General features: G+C 71.5%; 17 protein-coding genes. 5 read left to right on the top strand and 12 right to left on the bottom strand.

Annotation, left to right across the window (positions count from 1 at the left end; genetic code table 11):
• Position 1: 1 nt before the first annotated feature.
• Positions 2-1,153 carry a lipid-transfer protein gene (locus tag E6J59_16170; GenBank protein ID TMB17553.1) on the bottom strand — a complete coding sequence of 384 codons (1,152 nt, stop codon included), beginning with the start codon at positions 1,151-1,153 and terminating at the stop codon, positions 2-4.
• Between the two features lie 63 nt (positions 1,154-1,216).
• The gene (locus E6J59_16175) at positions 1,217-1,822 is read right to left on the bottom strand and encodes an N-acetyltransferase family protein (protein ID TMB17554.1); all 606 of its coding nucleotides are present in this window, start codon (positions 1,820-1,822) and stop codon (positions 1,217-1,219) included.
• A 68-nt stretch (positions 1,823-1,890) separates the two neighbouring features.
• On the opposite strand from E6J59_16175, the gene E6J59_16180 reads away from it, so the two are divergent.
• Positions 1,891-2,691, top strand: coding sequence for an enoyl-CoA hydratase (locus E6J59_16180; protein ID TMB17555.1), 801 nt, complete (start codon positions 1,891-1,893; stop codon positions 2,689-2,691).
• Positions 2,613-3,443 carry a VOC family protein gene (locus E6J59_16185; GenBank protein ID TMB17556.1) on the top strand — a complete coding sequence of 277 codons (831 nt, stop codon included), beginning with the start codon at positions 2,613-2,615 and terminating at the stop codon, positions 3,441-3,443. The genes E6J59_16180 and E6J59_16185 overlap by 79 nt, the downstream gene beginning before the upstream one ends.
• An 11-nt stretch (positions 3,444-3,454) precedes the next feature.
• Here the strand turns inward: E6J59_16185 and E6J59_16190 are convergent, their stop codons facing one another.
• Both E6J59_16190 and E6J59_16195 read right to left on the bottom strand, forming a co-directional pair.
• Positions 3,455-4,240 carry an SDR family oxidoreductase gene (locus tag E6J59_16190; protein TMB17557.1) on the bottom strand — a complete coding sequence of 262 codons (786 nt, stop codon included), beginning with the start codon at positions 4,238-4,240 and terminating at the stop codon, positions 3,455-3,457.
• Positions 4,237-5,361 (bottom strand): LLM class flavin-dependent oxidoreductase, encoded by a 1,125-nt coding sequence (locus E6J59_16195; protein ID TMB17558.1) that lies wholly within the window; start codon positions 5,359-5,361, stop codon positions 4,237-4,239. Before E6J59_16195 ends, E6J59_16190 begins: the two co-directional genes overlap by 4 nt.
• Before the next feature lie 257 nt (positions 5,362-5,618).
• On the opposite strand from E6J59_16195, the gene E6J59_16200 reads away from it, so the two are divergent.
• Together E6J59_16200 and E6J59_16205 are read left to right on the top strand one after the other, a co-directional pair.
• Positions 5,619-6,422, top strand: a complete 804-nt coding sequence (locus tag E6J59_16200) for a methyltransferase domain-containing protein (protein TMB17559.1) — start codon at positions 5,619-5,621, stop codon at positions 6,420-6,422.
• Positions 6,423-6,568: 146 nt separating this feature from the next.
• Entirely contained in the window at positions 6,569-7,135 is a 567-nt protein-coding gene (locus tag E6J59_16205; protein TMB17560.1) for an isoprenylcysteine carboxylmethyltransferase family protein, read from the top strand.
• Positions 7,136-7,347: 212 nt separating this feature from the next.
• On the opposite strand, the gene E6J59_16210 is transcribed toward E6J59_16205, so the two are convergent.
• The 8 genes from E6J59_16210 to E6J59_16245 all read right to left on the bottom strand — a co-directional run bounded on the left by E6J59_16210 (position 7,348) and on the right by E6J59_16245 (position 15,254).
• A complete protein-coding gene (locus tag E6J59_16210) occupies positions 7,348-7,701 on the bottom strand; it encodes a hypothetical protein (protein TMB17561.1) in 354 nt (117 codons plus the stop codon).
• Between the two features lie 97 nt (positions 7,702-7,798).
• Positions 7,799-8,587, bottom strand: a complete 789-nt coding sequence (locus E6J59_16215; protein ID TMB17562.1) for a hypothetical protein — start codon at positions 8,585-8,587, stop codon at positions 7,799-7,801.
• A 3-nt stretch (positions 8,588-8,590) separates the two neighbouring features.
• Positions 8,591-9,145 (bottom strand): hypothetical protein, encoded by a 555-nt coding sequence (locus E6J59_16220; protein TMB17563.1) that lies wholly within the window; start codon positions 9,143-9,145, stop codon positions 8,591-8,593.
• A 438-nt stretch (positions 9,146-9,583) separates the two neighbouring features.
• The gene (locus E6J59_16225) at positions 9,584-10,666 is read right to left on the bottom strand and encodes a ScyD/ScyE family protein (GenBank protein TMB17564.1); all 1,083 of its coding nucleotides are present in this window, start codon (positions 10,664-10,666) and stop codon (positions 9,584-9,586) included.
• Between the two features lie 1,696 nt (positions 10,667-12,362).
• Positions 12,363-13,370 carry a glycosyltransferase family 2 protein gene (locus E6J59_16230; GenBank protein TMB17565.1) on the bottom strand — a complete coding sequence of 336 codons (1,008 nt, stop codon included), beginning with the start codon at positions 13,368-13,370 and terminating at the stop codon, positions 12,363-12,365.
• Positions 13,367-13,975, bottom strand: coding sequence for a class I SAM-dependent methyltransferase (locus E6J59_16235; protein ID TMB17566.1), 609 nt, complete (start codon positions 13,973-13,975; stop codon positions 13,367-13,369). Before E6J59_16235 ends, E6J59_16230 begins: the two co-directional genes overlap by 4 nt.
• On the bottom strand, positions 13,972-14,859 hold the full coding sequence (locus tag E6J59_16240; protein TMB17567.1) for a TIGR03619 family F420-dependent LLM class oxidoreductase: 888 nt from the start codon (positions 14,857-14,859) through the stop codon (positions 13,972-13,974). Before E6J59_16240 ends, E6J59_16235 begins: the two co-directional genes overlap by 4 nt.
• A gap of 14 nt (positions 14,860-14,873) precedes the next feature.
• Positions 14,874-15,254, bottom strand: coding sequence for an aspartyl protease (locus E6J59_16245; protein TMB17568.1), 381 nt, complete (start codon positions 15,252-15,254; stop codon positions 14,874-14,876).
• Between the two features lie 74 nt (positions 15,255-15,328).
• Here E6J59_16245 and E6J59_16250 point away from each other — a divergent pair, with 74 nt between their 5' ends.
• Positions 15,329-16,504, top strand: coding sequence for a hypothetical protein (locus E6J59_16250; GenBank protein TMB17569.1), 1,176 nt, complete (start codon positions 15,329-15,331; stop codon positions 16,502-16,504).
• Positions 16,505-16,892 lie beyond the last annotated feature (388 nt).

Here is a 16,892-nt window from a genome sequence, read left to right on the forward strand (position 1 = left end):
CTCAGTCCTTCCTGTACATGGTGACGACGCAGGCGCCGCCGAGTCCGACGTTGTGCTGGAGGCCGACGCGGGCGCCCTCGACCTGGCGCTTCTCGGCGATCCCGGCGAGCTGCCAGACGAGCTCGGCGCACTGCGCGAGCCCGGTCGCGCCCAGGGGATGGCCCTTGGAGAGGAGGCCGCCCGAGGGGTTCACCACCCACCTCCCGCCGTAGGTCACCTCGTCCTCGTCGATCAGCCGCCCACCCTCGCCGGGCTGGCAGAGCCCGAGCGACTCGTAGGTGATGAGCTCGTTCGTGCTGAAGCAGTCGTGCAGCTCGATCACCTGCACATCCTCGGGGCCGAGGCCCGTCTGCTCGTAGACCGCCTTGGCCGCCCGGCGCGACATGCCGACGCCGATGAGGCCCATGGCGCCCTGGGCGAAGTCGTCGAGCAGATCGGTCGCCATCGCCTGCCCGATGATCTTGACCGGCCGGCTGTGCCCGTGCGCCCGCGCGAAATCCTGCGAGCAGAGGATCGCCGCACCTGCGCCGTCGGAGGTGGGGCAGCACTGGAGGAGTGTCAGGGGGTCGTAGATCAGGCGCGAGGCGAGGACCTCCTCGAGCGTGCACGCCTCGCGGTACTGGGAGCGCGGGTTGTTCACGGAGTGACGGTGGTTCTTGACGCTCACCTTCGCGAACTGCTCTTTGGTCGTGCCGTAGAGCTCCATGTGGTGGCGGCCGCCGTCACCGAACATCACGGCCGCCGCGGGCGGCCGCTTCTTCGCCTCCTCGTCGTACCTCTCCTTGAGCCCCGTCAGCTGGCCGTCGAGCGGACCCTTCTCCATCTTCTCGAAGCCGAAGGCGAGCACGCACTCGTTCATGCCCGACGCGATCGCCTGGTAGCCCAGGTGGAGCGCGCTCGAGCCCGTCGAGCAGTAGCTGTGCACGTTGTAGACGGGGATGCCGCCGAGGCCCATGTAGTAGAGGGCGCGCTGCCCCTGGCAGCTCATGCCGTTCACGTAGCCGGCGAAGGCCTGCTCGAACTTGTCCGGGGCGATGCCGGCCATGCCGAGGGCAGCGGTCACCGCCTCCTTCACCAGGTCGGTGAAGTCGAGCTCGCAGCGCTCGAACTTGGTCATGCCGACGCCGATCACGCACACGTCTCGCTTCGCCATGGCTCCTCGAGTCCTCCTGTGTTCGGGCCCGAGCCTACCGGCGGCGCCCGGCCGCGGCAAGACCTACGCGCGCACCAGCGCGGCACCGGCCGCGAGGGCGTGGCGCCACTGCGCGTCCCCTTGTACCGCCGCCAGCGAGCGCGGCGGCTCGGGCGACTGGTCCTGCGCGCCGAGCGCGCGCTGCCACCAGCCGACGTCGTGCCAGCGCTCGTGCTTGTAGCCGACCGCGCGCAGCACCCCGGCTGGCGCGAAGCCCACCCGCTCGTGGAGCCCCACGCTCGCCGGGTTGGGGAGCGCGATGACGCCGACCGCGTTCCGGAAACCCTGCAGCGCGAGGCAGGCGAGGAGCGCGGTGTAGAGGCCGAGGCCTACGCCCTTGCGGTGGTGTTCGGCAAGCACGTACGCCGTCACCTCGACGGTCCACTGGTACGCGCGACGCGGGTGGAACCGCCCAGCGTACGCGTAGCCGAGGACGCGGCCGCGCTCCTCGCAGAGGAGCCAGGGACCGACCTCGAGGGTGCTCCGGACGCGCTGCCGGAACTCCTCCTCGGAGGGCGGCTCCGTCTCGAAGGAGATCGCGGTCTCGCGCACGTAGGGCGCGTAGATCGCGAGCATCGCGCCGGCGTCGGCCTCGTCGGCGAGGCGGATGACCACCATCGTCGTCCTCATACTCAAGCGGCCACGGGCACGCTATAGTCCCGCGCCGCGGGGCCTGCCGGCCCGAGAGGAGGCAAGCGATGGCGACCGACACCGAGGACCTGAAGTTCGAGCTCTCGGACCGGGTGGCGACGCTCACCCTCCACCGCCCCGAGAAGCTGAACGCCCTCTCTGAGGCGATGATCGCCGCCGGCATCGAGCACCTGCGGCACTGCGCCGGGGACGCGGAGGTGGGCGCCGTGGTCGTCACCGGCGCCGGGCGCGCATTCTGCGCGGGCGGCGACGTCTCCGCCATGGGCTCGGGCGCCAGGGAAGGCCTCACCTTCGAGCAGCGCGTCGACCGGCAGCGCGCCGGGCAAGAGCTCTCGCGGCTGCTGGCCGAGATGCCGAAGGTGACGATCGCCGCGGTGAACGGCGCGGTCGTGGGCGCGGGCCTCGGCATCGCCCTCTCCTGCGACCTCGTCTTCGCCTCCGACCGGGCGCGGTTCGGGACGGCCTTCGCGAAGGTGGGCTTCGGGGGCGACTACGGCACCACCTGGCAGCTCACCCGCCGGGTCGGCCCGGCCAAGGCGAAGGAGCTCTTCTTCCTGGCCGACCTCGTCCCGGCCGAGGAGGCCGCGGCGCTCGGGCTCGTGAACTGCGTCTTCCCGCACGACGCCTTCCTGGACGAGGTGCGCAAGATCGCCGCGCGCATCGCGCACGGGCCGCTCGTCAGCTACCGCTACATGAAGGAGAACGTGAACCTGTCGCTCACCGCCGACTTCCGCACCGTGCTCGACCGCGAGGCCGTGACGCACCTCCGCTGCGGCCAGACCGCGGACCATCGCGAGGGCGTCGCCGCCTTCCTCGAGAAGCGCGAGCCCCGCTTCCAGGGCCGGTGAGCGCCGTGCACATCCGCCAGGTGGCGCTCGTCGCCCGCGAGCTGGAGCCGGTCGTCGCCGACCTGACGGCCGTGCTCGGCATCGAGGTCGCGTTCCGCGACCCGGGCGTGGCCGCGTTCGGCCTGCACAACGCCGTCATGCCGATCGGCGAGACCTTCCTCGAGGTCGTCTCGCCCGTGCGCGAGGGCACCACCGCCGGCCGCCTGCTCGACAAGCGGGGCGGCGACGGCGGCTACATGGTGATCCTGCAGACGGCGGACCTGCGCGCCGACCGTGCGCGCCTCGGCGCGCTCGGCGTGCGCACCGTCTGGGAGGTCGAGCTCGACGATATCGCGACCGTCCACCTGCATCCGCGTGACATCGGCGGCGCCATCGTCTCCCTCGACCAGCCCGTGCCGCCGGAGTCGTGGCGCTGGGGCGGGTCCGAGTGGCGGGCGAAGGCCCGCACCGACGTCGTGCGCGGCATCGCGAGCGTGACCATCCAGGCGGACGATCCGCCGCGCATGGCGGCGCGCTGGGCGGAGGTGCTCGGGCTGCCGGCGCCCCGGCGCCCCGACGCCGCGGTCACGCTCGGGCTCGCGCCGGGTGCCATCCGCTTCGTGCCGGTCGCCGACGGCCGCGGCGAGGGCGTGTGCGCCCTCGGCGTCACGGCGACGGATGCCGCGCGCGCCCTCGTGGTGGCGCGGGCGCGGGGGCTCCCGGTGTCGGGGAGGAGCGTGTCGATGGGCGGGGTGCGTGTGGAGCTGGAGTAGCGGCCGCCGGTTCAGTGGAAGTAGTGCCCGGCGTTCACGTCGAGCGCCTGGCCCGTCACCGCGCGTGACAGGTCCGAGGCGAAGAAGACGACCGCCGCGGCCACGTCGTCCGAGTCGGGGATGCGGCCCAGCGCCGTGCGCGACGCGATCTCGGCGTACACCGCCGCGGGCGTCGATCCCTGCTGCGCGGCGAGCTGCTCGAAGTAGCGCTCGAGCGCCGGCCCCCAGATGTAACCGGGGACGACCGAGTTGACGCGGATGCCCGCGGCGCCCAGCTCCTTCGCCAGGGTCTGCACGGCGGAGACGAGCGCGGCCTTGGAGGCCGCATAGCCCCCGAAGCGGGGCTCGATGACGCGCATCGACATGGAGCCGATCATGACGATGCACCCGCCGCCCTGCGCCTTCATGCGCGGGATGACGGCCTGCGAGAGCTGGACCGCGCCGAAGAGGTTCACGTCGAAGATGCGCCGCCAGTCCTCCATGCTCGCCTCCTCCACCGGCTCGTAGGGCGCGGAGCGGAAGGCGTTGTTGACGAGCACGTCGATGCGCCCGAGCTCGGCGTGCGCCGCGTCGGCGAGGCGGCGGCAGTCCTCCGGCCGCGCCACGTCGGTCGGGACGGGGAGCGCGCGCCGGCCGAGGGCGCGCACCTCGGCCGCGACCCCCTCGAGCGCCGCCCCCGTGCGCGCCGCCAGCACCACGTCCGCCCCCTCGCGCGCGCAGGCGAGTGCGATCGCGCGCCCGAGCCCGGGGCCGATGCCCGACACGATCGCGACGCGGTCCTGGAGGAGGCCTCTCATCGGCGCGCCGCCGCGCGCATGCGCGCCGTCGAGTGGACGGGACTCTCGTCGAAGCGCGGGATCACCTCGCGCCCGAAGAGCTCGATCGTGTGGAGGGCCACCTCCTGCGGCTGACGCGAGGCGAGCAGGCCGAAGATCAGCTGGTCGCAGCCGACGTCGGCGTACAACTGGACGCCGCGCGCCACCTCGTCGGGGTCGCCGACCAGGCGGTTGCCGGTGCGGATGCGCTCCTCGAGCGTCGCGGCATCGGGCTCGGGGATGAGCCGCGGCCACTCTGGCACGCCCGGCGGGCGCGGGAAGGTGTCGAGGTACCGGAAGACGAGGCTCGTGTGGTAGCTGCTCCCCATCGCCATGGCGACGGCGCGCGCCTTCTGCCGGTCCTCCATGCACACGAGCTGGGTCACGCAGGCGACGTTGTCGTTCACGTAGGCGCCGATCGGCTCGGCGTGGCGGATCGTGTCCTTGTAAGTGCGGATGAGGGGCTCGAACTCGCGCGGCGTCCCGAGCGAGAAGCAGAGCGCGCCCAGGCCGAGGCGGGCTGCCTTCTCGAAGGTCGACGGGCTGCCGCACGCCACCCAGAGCGGCGGGTGCGGGCGCGTCCACGGCTTGGGGAGCACGTTGCGCGCCGGCATGGAGAAGAAGCGGCCCTCGTAGCCGTACGGCGTCTCGCGCCACATGCGCAGGATCTCGCGCAGCGCCTCGTCGAACATGGCGCGCGTGGTCTCCCCGTCGGGGATGCCGAAGCCCCTGAACTCCGTCGACGACGAGCCTCGCCCGGTGCCGAACTCGAAACGGCCCTCGCTGAGATGGTCGAGCATGGCGACCCGCTCGGCGACGCGTGCCGGATGGTTCACGGGTGGGGTCAGGTTCCAGATCGCCGAGCCGACGTGGATGCGCCTGGTGCGAGCCGCGATGAAGGGCAGCACGATCTCCGACGCCGAGAGATGCGAGTACTCCTCCAGGAAGTGGTGCTCGACCGACCAGACGTACTTGAAGCCGTGGCGGTCGCACGCCTCGGCCAGCTCGACCTCGCGCAGGAGGCGCGTGTGCTCGGCGCCGGCGGGGTCGACCTCGACCTCGTGGCGCGGGACGTGCGCCTGGACGAAGAGGCCGAACTCCATCCCGCGGCGCGTAGCCGAGCCCGCGCGCGATTGTCAAGGATTGGCTCCGTCGTCACGACTACCAAACCCTCCGTGAGAATCGTCAGCGGCTCGACTGCCGGAGAGTCGTTCTCACCCACATGAGCGCGGACATGCTGAGCCGCCACTCCGAGGCCGATATGGGAGTGCGTGGATGACGGGCAGGTTATCGTCTCGTCGGGGCGCGCCGGCGCCCCTCATGAGGCGGCTGGCGCTGCCGTGGGCTTCGCTTTACCTTCGTGGTCGAGGCTAGCCGCCCGGTGAGCACCCAAGGCCACACTTCCGATCCAGAGATTCTTGAGCGACGCACGCTCCACCGCGACCACCGCCGGCTCGCGGCGGCCCTCCGGCCGGGCATGGCAGTGCTGGATGTCGGTTGTGGAACAGGAGCGATCACGGCCGGCGTCGCGCAGGCAGTGGGACCGCGAGGTCGCGTCCTTGGTATCGACCGCGATCCCAAGCTGCTCCGACTCGCCCGAGAGCGCTTTTCCCACGTTCCCGGCTTGTCCTTTGAGGAATGCGATGCGCTCGCCCTTGCCGTGATGGGGCAATTCGACATCGTGACCGCTGCTCGGACGCTACAGTGGATTGACCGACCGGAATGCGCACTGGAGCGGATGCGGGCGGCAGCGAAGCCTGGCGGCCTCGTCATCGTACTGGACTACAACCACTCCCGGCTGGCCTGGGACCCGCCGCCGCCGACCCCCGTTCGGCGCTTCTACGAGGCCTTCCTCAAGTGGCGGGCGGCGAACGGCTGGGACAACATGCTTGGCGACCGCCTGCCTGCTCTGTACGCAGACGCGGGTCTCACGCAGATTGCATCGAGCACCGAGGACGAGGTCGCTCGTCGCGGCGAACCGGAATTCGAAGCCGCACTCAGAATCTGGCAGCGCGTGATGGAGACGCTGGGCACCACGATCCTTTCGGGTGGCTCCTTGGATGCGACGGAACTCGCGGCCGCGCTGGATGCCTATACGCGCTGGGGTCGCGACCATGCGCAGGGTCAGCAGATGGTACTGCGCGCCGTTGAGGGCCGAGCGTGACTCTTCGGCGGCCAGGACCGCCGCTGACTCGTCGCGGCCGGTGCCCGCACCTGAAGGGCTCGTCTCCCCGCAGGACGCCGAGTATCTTGCGAACCCGCTCGACTTTTCCGGCCGAAGGTCTATAGGGCCGCCTGGGAGAAGGGCTAATGCCGGGCAATGCTCGGCGGGAAGCGGAGAGACCGCCCTGGTTCGCGGTGATCGGGACGATCACCCTCGCGCCTCTCTTCGCAGGATCGGTGATCGTGCTCGGTCCGTACCTCCTGTCAGGTTGGAAGCTCGACGCGCCGTTCTTCGGCTGGGCTCCGTCGAGATGGATTGGCGGCGCGCTCGTGATCGTGCCCATTCCACCGCTCCTCGACTTCTTGGTGCGCTTCGTGCGCGAGGGGCACGGGACGCCGGCACCGTTCGCCCCACCCCGGCGCCTCGTCGTCGGCGGAGCGTTCCGATACGTGCGCAATCCGGCCTACCTCTGCGCCGTGTCCATCATCCTCGGGCAGGGACTCTTCCTCACCAGCACGAGCGTGCTGGTCTACGCAGCCGTCGTCGCGCTCGCCTTTCACCTCTTCGTGGTCCTCTACGAGGAGCCCACGCTGCGCGAGACGTTCGGCACGGAGTACATGGCCTACTGCCGTGAGGTTCCCCGGTGGATTCCGCGCCTGACTCCTGCGATTCGAGGCCACGCCCAGGACCAGGGCGCCCGCCAGGGCCGATGACCACAAGACGGCGCTGCCAGGATCGCGCGCACTCCCCAGGAACGTGCAGCCGCGCTCGAGGCGCCCGGGCGCCCGAGGGACGCGCTGCGAACCTGGTCGCGCAGGGGTGAACAAGCCCGACCCGAGGCCGTCGCAGCGGTGCAGGCGCTCCACCCGTCGCCGGCAGAAGGCACAGGCGCCGTCGTAGATCAGGCTGGCGGGTCCCGGGCTCGTCATCGTCCCTCGACCGCGACGACGGCGCCAGCGACGCCCAGCGTGAAGGCGAAGAAGTGAAAGCCGCCATGCCAGAGCGCCTCCCCGACGAGGACGATCCAGCCGACGACGCTCACGACCGTGGCGAGCCAGACGACGGGGATGCGGAGGACCCCGAGGACCCCGGCTGCCATCAGGAGGCCGGCGGCGACGGCCGAGAGTCCCGCGGCGTGCCAGCCGACCGGGCCGCCGAACGCTGCGGGCCCATAGGGGTAGAGCACCGTGCCGACCACCTCGTGCGCGAGCCCCACGTGCGCGACGAGCACCGCGCCCGAACAGGCGACCGCCTGGCGCCGCGAGACGAGGGCACTCATTGATGTCCTTCGCGCACACTCACGCGCCCACCTCTGCGGAGGTCCCGCGGTGGCGCCGGTACATCTCAGTGCCAGGGGACCGGGGCGCCCATCGTCCCTACGTGTGCACCGTGACGGCGGCTCCCAGGCGCCGGGCCCGCCGCGCGCTCTGCCAGGCGAAGATCCCCGCGCCGCCAATGACGGTGGCGATCACCCAGACGCCGCCGTTCGCGAAGATCGAGCCGTGCACCGCGCGGAGCGCGACGGCGACCGCCAGCCCCGTGGCGAACGCGCCGAGGGGGAACTCGCGCCAGACGAAGCGCTGCCGCCCGGCGAGGATCGCCGCGAATGGCATCGCCGACGTCGCGGCCAGGTAGTCGGCGTACGGCTTACCGGCGCGGGCCAGGAGCTTCGCGTCCTGGTGTCGAGCCCCGACGATGGTGACGAGCGCCAAGCCGGCGAAGCCGACCGTCCCGATCAGGCGTGTCGCGAGGAGGGCGTGGGCCAGCGCGAACAGCGCCAGGCCGCCGAAGAACGGGTGGCGCGTGATGCGCTCGACGCCCTGCGGCGCGCGGACCGTCCCGGCGAGGTGGTCGTACGGCGACCCGACATAGGTCGCCGATCCCGCGCTCACGAGGACGATCCCCGTCACGCTGAGGGCCATCAGGGCCCCGCGGAGCGCCGCCACGTCCGCCAGGGCGAGTCCCGTCGCCCCCTCGTTGCGGTGCGCCGCGAAGTAGGCGATCGCGACCGCGAACGCGGCGGATGCGACCACCGAGAAGAGCGCCGTGAAACCATGCTCCCCGAGCCGAGCCACCAGGGCGGCGCGAACCCGTCGGGTCGCGAGGCCGACGTGGGTGGCGCCGAAGACGAGCCAGAGAAGGGCGGCGGTGAGGGCGGGTTCCATGGGTCAGCTCCTTTCCGACGTCCTCGGCGGGACCATGCGGAGGACGTTCTTCACGGTCTCGGGCTCGAACGATTGCCCCTGCGCGAAGGCCCCGACGCCAGCGTCGACGGCGGCGAAGAAGGCGCGGAGCGCCCCGAGCCGCTTCGTCATGAACCCCGCGGTCACGCGCTCCGACGCATCCTGCTTGCGGCCGTGCCGCTCGGTGAGCGCGCGCTCGGTCTCGGCGACGGTGGCCAGCACCTGGCGCAGGTTCCAGCGAAAGCGGCGCTCCATGATCTCCTGCATGACGCGCCAGAAATCCGTTGCCGCTTCGTAGTGGTCCTTGCGCGAGCCGGCCACGTGGGTGCGGCGGACCAGGTGCCACTCGACCAGCCCGCGGATGTTGACCGAGATGTTGCTCTTGCTCTGCTCGAGCTCGACCGCGATCTCTTCCAGCGCGAGCGGACGCTGGTGGAGATAGAGGAGGGCGAAGATGCGGCCCTGGAGCTGGGTGAGGACGCCCGAGGTCGCGGCCGCTGCCCCGATGCCATCGACGAAGATGCCGGTCGGTCGGTCCATGGCCAGCCTCGTGTCTGTTCGGTGTGTTTAGATGTTTCTGAACGTTCAGTCAAGTGCCCTGCACTCGATGCACGCCTCCAGGTCGCCGTAGGAGCGTCGTCGCAGATGAGACAACACCCACGCCGACCGTTTTGCCGGGAATCTCGCGGTTCACCCGGGTCTGTGCCTATGACCGACCCGGGACGACCCTCGGCACCCAGGAGCTAAGCCGGAGCTCGCCGGGTAACCCATGCCGCGGACCGCGAAGGACGCGGCCGCGGACCTTGATCGGCTGCTGCGCAAGCTGGAGTTGGCTTGGGTAGCGGGAGCGCGAAAGCTCGGTGGCGATAGTTCCACGGGGGCGCTCACAGCCCGCACCTTCGCCTCCGCCAGCCCCTCCGCCTCCCCGGATCGCCGTTCTCGCGGCGTCCGGGGTGGCGGCTTCGCTGTCTGATTCGCTTAATACGACACGCCGTAGGGCGGACCCGAGACGTTCTCGACCTTCCAGATCTCGCCGGTGAGCGTGACGACGTACGCGGTGTTCCCGATGAACTCGACCGAGGTCGGCCGGTCCAAGCCGTCCGTGACGACGGTGAAGGTGCCGTTCCCGTTCACCTTCACGAGGCTGCCGGTGTTCGGCTGCGCCGGAGAGCCCGGAGGGCCGCCACCGAAGACGCCCTGCGAGAGGGCGAAGAGATCGCCACCGCGGCCAAACTCCACGTCGACGAGGAGGCTGGCACCGGAGGCGACCTCCGTGGCGGTGGGTGACTTCGGCCTGAACGACACCACCTTGCCGTCCTCGGGCTCGTGGGGGACTGGGCCGGCCTCGGCCATGTAGACCGTGTTGCCCGACACCGCCAGACCGGTCGGGACGATGTTGTCGAACGCGATCATCTCGGTAACGTCGCCGTCGCGCGTGACCCGCAGCACCCGGTTGTGGTGCCCATCCGTGACCAAGAACCCGCCACGGTAGGTTTCCAGCGCGTACTGGACTCCGGTTGGGATGTCGAACGGAGTGCTCGGCGGATTGCTCAAGGCGAACGCGCCGATGTCCGCGACGACGGTGAAGCTGTCGGGCCCGTCCACCCGGTAGATGCCGACAACGTCGCCGCCGCCGACGTCGGGGCCGACAAGGGTGACCAGTGCGTACGCGGTCCCGCCGATGAACGCGACGTCGGTCCCACCGATGCCCACGATCGACTTCGGCAGACCACTGGCGAACGTCGTGATCACCCCGGTCCTCGGATCGACGCGCGAGATTCTGCCGGCCGCGGATTCGGTGACGTACAGCGCGCCACCGGGGCCGACGGTGCTGCCCGAGCCACCCTCCAGGCCCGTCAGCAGCTGGGTGGGGTTGGGCGCCGGGGATGGAGGCGCGGCGCTTGCTGCGGATGGCGTGATCATCCCGACCACGGCCGCTGCCAACAGCAGCAGCTTTCGTTGGGGACCCATAGGATCCTCCTCTCGCTCGTCGCCCTGGACGGTCGCGATGATCGTGAGCGCTCGATCGGCGTTCGTGCCGAGTTTCGGACGACCGTACACCCGGCGCGCATCGAGTCAAGCGCGGCTGCAAACGCAAGCGGGGATGCTGGGCACCACGACGGAGGTGAGCAACCGGTGAGCTACGGTCCGCACCGGCCCTATGGCCATGGCGGGCTGTGCCCGACGAGCGCATGCGAATCGAGACTTGCTTCGAACATCCGCTCACTCGCGAACCGACCGCCAAGCGTTACTCGGGGACCATATCGCGTCCGTCATGCAGGCGTGTTCGAGTGGTCAACGTCCCGGTCAGGCCCTGCGTCGTCGTGAGGGTGCCTCGCCAGACCAGCCGAGGCGGGAGATGCTGGCCCGACACGCCCGGTGCCCACAGGAGGACGGCGAGCACTGAGACGCGAGCGGCGCCCTGGAAGAGATTAATGCCGCGCTCGAATGCCTCGCCCTAAACGCACGCGGGACAGACGCAGGTGATCGCGTTCGGCCCGTCACCGATGCATGTGCTGGACGGCGGCTGGCACTGGGCGGCACCGACGCAGCGACAACTCCGATCCGCCTCGCATCCGGCAGGCACGGGCTCGCATGAATAGAAGACGCCGGGACCGCCCTGCTCGCGAGCGACGCAGACCTCGGTCGGGGTGTCGCAAGTCAACGTCGGCCCGCAGGGCGTGGGCGTGCTGCTGGAGAGGCACACCAGTATGACGGGTCCTTCTCGCTCGCCAACCGGCACGGGCACCGTGACGCCGCATCGGATGCGAAGCCCACGACAGCCGAAGCATTGGCGGCAACGACGCCCGAAGGTGCACACGCCATTCGCCTGACCGTCCACGTCGCAGAACCAGCGTCGGCGCCGGAAGGAGAGCTCTCCAGGGCGGGGAGCGATCTTCGTGAACAGACCGTCCACGCACGTGAGCGTCGGTGGTAGCACATCGTCGGCGGCGGGCGCGCGGCTGGTTCCGGCGACCAAGCTCGCCAGCACCGCAAGGGCGACGGGTAGGACCGAACACGTTGCCCGGAGCCTCATGGGGGCACCTCCATCGGTCGCGGGTGGAACATCCTGCCGCCACCCGTGGCTGTCAAGATAGCCGCACGCCGAAGGGAGACGGGGGCCGACCTGGACGGCATCGCCGTGCACTTGATCTACGTCGGCCCGGCGCACACCGCGGGCGACGTCGTCGTCCATCTCCCGCCGCGCGCGTCGTCTTCACCGGTGACGTCCTCTTCCGCCTCTGCACGCCGATCGGCTGGGAGGGTACGTTCGAGTGCCGGATCGCGGCGCTCGACGAGATCGTGGCACTCGACCCCGCCGTGGTGTGCCCGGCCACGGCCCGCTCTCGGGCGTCGAGGGGCCGCGCGAGATGCAGGCCTACCTCCGCTACGTGCGCGCCGAGACGAAGCGCTGCTTCGACGCCGGGCTCCCGGCGCTCGAGGCGGCGCGGCGCATCGGACCTGGGCCCGTACGCGCGCTGGACCGAGCCCGAGCGCATCCTCTTCAACGTGGAGCGCGCGTACCGCGAGCTGCGCGGCGAGCCGTACGACGCGCCGATCGACGTGACGGCGCTCTTCCGCGCCATGTACGAGCTGCGCGAGGCGCGGCGGGCGGGAGCGTAGGGGCGCGGCGGCGGGGGCGGCCTCGGCGCTCCCGCTCGGGCACCGACGGCCGCCTACACCACGGCCAAACGTCGCGCGCGGCGCCCTCGAAGGTCGCGGCGAGGCCGCCCCCGCCGCCGCACGCGCGCCGCGGCTACGCCGCGCACACGAAGTCTTGCGTCTCGCGGAAGCCGAGCGCGGAGAGCGCGTCGCGTATCTCGCGCCGCGGGCGCTCGCCGGCCACGGCGGCGACGAGCGGGCGGCGCGGGTGTGCGCGCAGCTCGTCGACCGAGATGACGGGGGCGCCGTGGATGATCTCGCCGATCCGGCCGGGGTGCACCTCGACCACGTGCGAGGGGCGCTTGCCGTGCCTGGCGAGCGCGCGGCGGAGCGCCCGCCCCGTCGGGCCGTAGCCCCAGAGGACGTAGCGGTCGGCGCCGGCGAGGAAGTGGGCGGCGAGGAAGGCCGCCTTGCAGGCGGTGAAGCGCTCCGGGCGGTACGCCTCGCCCGCACGCCAGAGCCGCCGCGGGCCGTCGCGCCAGGCGAGCAGACGGCGCGGCACGACACCGATCTCGCGTCCCTGCCCCAGGAGGCGCAGCACGAGGTCGTAGTCCTCGGGCCAGTGCTCGTCGCGGTAGCCCGCCGCGCGCAGCACGTCCGTGCGCACCATGAGTGTCGGGTGCGCGACCGGACACTCGACGAACGCCTCCGCGCGCACCCGGCGGGGGGAGTCGATGCCGTCGAGCCAGCGCTCGTAGGCGCGCAGGCCGTCGCTCAGCTCGCGCCGCGGGAAGAGCCGGACGTGGCAGCCGACGGCGGCGAGAGCCGGCTCCGCGTCGAGTGCGCGGAGCTGGGCGGCGAGGCGCTCGCGGTGCATGACGTCGTCGGCGTCCATGCGCGCGACCATTCGGCCGAGGCAGCGCTCGAGGCCGGTGCCGAGCGCCGCGACGAGGCCCTGGTGCGCCGTGGCGACGACCCGGAAGCGCTCGTCGTGCGCGGCAAAGCGCTCGGCGACGGCGCGCGTCCCGTCCTCCGAGCCGTCGTCGACCACGATGCACTCCCAACGCGGGAACGTCTGGCGCACCACGCTGCGGAGGCAGGCGTCGAGCGTCGCCCCGGCGTTGTATGCCGGCAGCAGGATCGAGACCTCCGGCGCGCTCATCGTGCGAATTCCAGGAAGTACTGGTGGGTGAGGAACGTGTGGGACGCCCGCAGCCGGAACCCCGCCGCCTCCGCCTCGCGCTGCGTCTCGGCGCGCGAGAGCTTCTCCTGCACGGGTGGACCGACCGGCAGCGGGCGCTTGTAGAAGTCGACGAGCACGAGCCGCCCACCGCGGCGGAGCGCGCGGCGGAGCTTCCCGTAATAGCGCACGCGGTCGTGCAGATGGTGTCCGGTGTCGCAGATGAAGACGACGTCGACGCTCGCGGGCGCGAGCCCGGGATCGGCGGGCTCGGCCCGCCGCGTCTCGATGTTGGTCGCGTCGGGCGCCCGGCGGCGGAGCTCCTCCAGCATCTCGGGCTCGATGTCGAGCGCGAGCACCTTCCCGGTCGGCCCGACGGCAGCCGCGAAGCGCCGCGCGAAGTAGCCCGTGCCGGCGCCCACGTCGGCGACGGTCATCCCGGCGCGCAGGCGAAGCGTCTCGACCACGCGCGCCGGCTGCTGCCAGCCGGCGCGGTCCGGCGACTCGAGCTCGGCGAAGTAGGCGTCGAAACGGCCTGCGCTGGCGGCCGTCGCGAGGAGGAGGAGCGCGACCGCCGCTCCCCTCATGCGAAGCCCGGCACGATCTCGGTGGCGCACGCCTCGAGCTGCTCGAGGTAGTGCTCCAGGCTCCGGTGCCGGAAGCGGAGGTTCACGATGGTCGCGCCGAGCGCCCGGTAGCGCTCGAGCAGGTCCCCGAGCCGGGCGCGCTCGTCGGGTCGGGTCGGGTCGAGGAGCCGGTCGGGCGTCAGCACCAATTCGAACGGCGCTGTCCGCGCGCGCCACTCGCGGGAGGCGCGGGCACGCGTGAGGAGCGCCCCGAGCTCGTCGAGCGTCAAGCGAAACGGGTCCCAGCCGTCGCCGAAGACGAGCGCGCGGCGGAGCGAGCGCGGGCTCCGCCCGCCGAGCCAGATCGGCACCTGCGCCTGCACGCCGCACGGATCGACGAGGAAGGCCTCGAAGCGGTAGTGCGTGCCGGCATACGCGGGCTCGCGGCGGCCGAAGGCGGCACGCAGCGCGCGCAGCGCGTCCTCGTAGCGCGCGCCCCGGCCCTCGAACTCGACGCCGAGGAGCGCGAACTCCTCCGCCAGCGTCCCCACGCCGACGCCCAGGATGAGCCGCCCGCCCGAGAGCCGGTCGAGCGTGCCGTAGCGCTTCGCGATGGCGAGCGGATGGTGGTACGGCAGCACCAGCACGTGGGTCGCGAAGCGGATGCGGGCTGTCTGCGCCGCGAGGAAGGCGAAGGTCGCGAGGGGGTCGTAGTAGCGCGCGCCGCGCACCGGCGCGGCCGCCGCGGGGATGGCGACGTGCTCGCTGCAGGTGAGGTGATGGTAGCCGAGGCGGTCGGCCGCCCTGGCGATGCGGGCGAGCTCGGGCGGGCCGGCATGCTCTTCCCACTCGGCGCCGTGGTCGGGGTGGTGGGTGACGACAGGCGTCACCAGGCCGAAGCGCAACCGTCCTCCGGGCGCTATGCGATCGCTCCGGCGGGCCCCACCGCACCCAGCCTCAGGCGCGCCGGCCGCAGCGTTCGTTCGAACGGGTCGAGTACGAGCCCCATGCTCTCGAGCGTGAGCGTGCCGAGCAGCGCCGCATCGTTCGCTTCGCCCAGCACGACTGGGGTGGGCGCCCGCACATCCTGAAACTTGAGGAAGCAATACGAGACGTCGCGCCGGATGATCGAGCCGTCGGCGAGAGCGAAGTCCACGGTCCGCGTCGGCTGGAGGCCGAGCGCCCGCCATGTCTCCTGCGGCAACACGGTGAAGGCTGCGCCGCTGTCGACCAGGAAGCGGACGGTCCGGGCAACGCCACCCTCGTTGCTCACTTCGGCATCCACGTACGTGATCCCCATGCCGTCTCTAATGCCCCCTCCTCCACCGCGGAGGCAATAGCTGGCCCAGGAATGCTAAGACAGGCACATCCGTCATGGACTTCGCCTTCTCCGCCGCTGACGAGCGCTTCCGCCGGGAGCTGCGCGCCTGGCTCGCCGCCAACCGGCCAGTGCGCGCCGAGCGCGTGCCGCACGACGACGCCTCGCTGGCCGCGGAGGTCGCCTTCCTGCGCGACTGGCAGCAGAGGCTCCACGCCGCCGGCTACCTGGGCCTCCTCTGGCCGCGCCAGTACGGCGGGCGCGGCGCGCGCCCCACCCAGCAGGCGATCCTGAACCAGGAGCTGGCCCGCGCCCGCGCGCCGCAGCTCCTGAACCGCGTCGGCGTCAACAACACCGGCCCAACCCTCATCGCGCACGGCAGCGAGGCGCAGAAGCGCCGCTTCCTCCCGCCCATCCTCTCGGCCGAGGAGATCTGGTGCCAGCTCTTCAGCGAGCCCGGCGCGGGCAGCGACCTGGCCGCGCTCCGCACCCGCGCGGAGCCCGACGGCGACGGGTTCGTGGTGACCGGCCAGAAGGTGTGGACGAGCTACGCGCAGTTCTCCAGGTGGGCGATCCTGCTCGCCCGCACCGACCCGTCGCTGCCCAAGCACCGCGGCCTCACCTACTTCGTTCTCGACATGGAGAGCCCGGGCATCACGATCCGCCCGCTCCGCCAGCTGACCGGCTCGACCGAGTTCAGCGAGGTCTTCCTCGACGCCGTGCGCGTGCCGCGCGCGCACGTGGTCGGCGAGGTGAACCACGGCTGGGAGATTGCAATGACCACGCTCGCCCACGAGCGCGGCACGGGTTTCGCCTTCAAGGAGCAGGTGCTGCAGCGGATCGCGGTCGAGGACCTGGTGCGGCTGGCGCGCGCGCACGGACGCGCCGGCGATCCGGTCGTTCGCCAAGAGATCGCCCGGGGCTGGATCGACGTCGAGATCATGGGCCTCATGAACTGCCGCACGCTGACGCGCCTCGAGCGCGGCGAGGAGCCGGGGCCGGAGTCGTCGCTCGTGAAGCTCTTCTGGGCGAGCCTGACGCAGCGGCTCCACCAGCTCGCGCTCGAGCTGGAGGGGCCCTACGCCGCGCTCGTCGCCGGCTCGCCGCGCGCGCTCGAGGACGGCCGCTGGCAGCAGGCGTTCCTCTGGTCGCGCGTAGGCGCGATCGCGGGCGGGACCTCCGAGGTGCAGGCGAACATCATCGCGCAGCGGATCCTGGGGTTGCCGCGCTGAGCCCGCGCGTCTCGACGACAAAGGGCACCAGCACGAGCCCCGCTAGCGGCACGAGCGCCATCCAACGGATCGCTTTGGGGCCAACTCGGAGCAACGCCGACGACAAAGGCCGCATAAATTCAGGGGTGGAATGGTCCGTGCATGCGGTCGGTTTTCGTCGGCCTGCGGGGGCTTCTGGTAGCAGCGCGGTAGCTAACAGCCCGCCCTAAAGGCGAGCAGGGATGGGGACGGCAGACGTGGCGAGCGACCATGCGATCATGTCATGCCGTTGTCTACTTCGGAGAGCCGATCCACTCGGGCTACGTGCTCATCCGCCGCGACCACCTCGCCAACGTGACCAGCCTGGAGGACGAGCGGTGGAACCAGCCGCACCCCGAGTTCTGCCGGA

The organism is Deltaproteobacteria bacterium (genome assembly GCA_005879795.1).
In the GTDB taxonomy this organism is placed as follows: Bacteria; Desulfobacterota; Binatia; order DP-6; family DP-6; genus DP-6.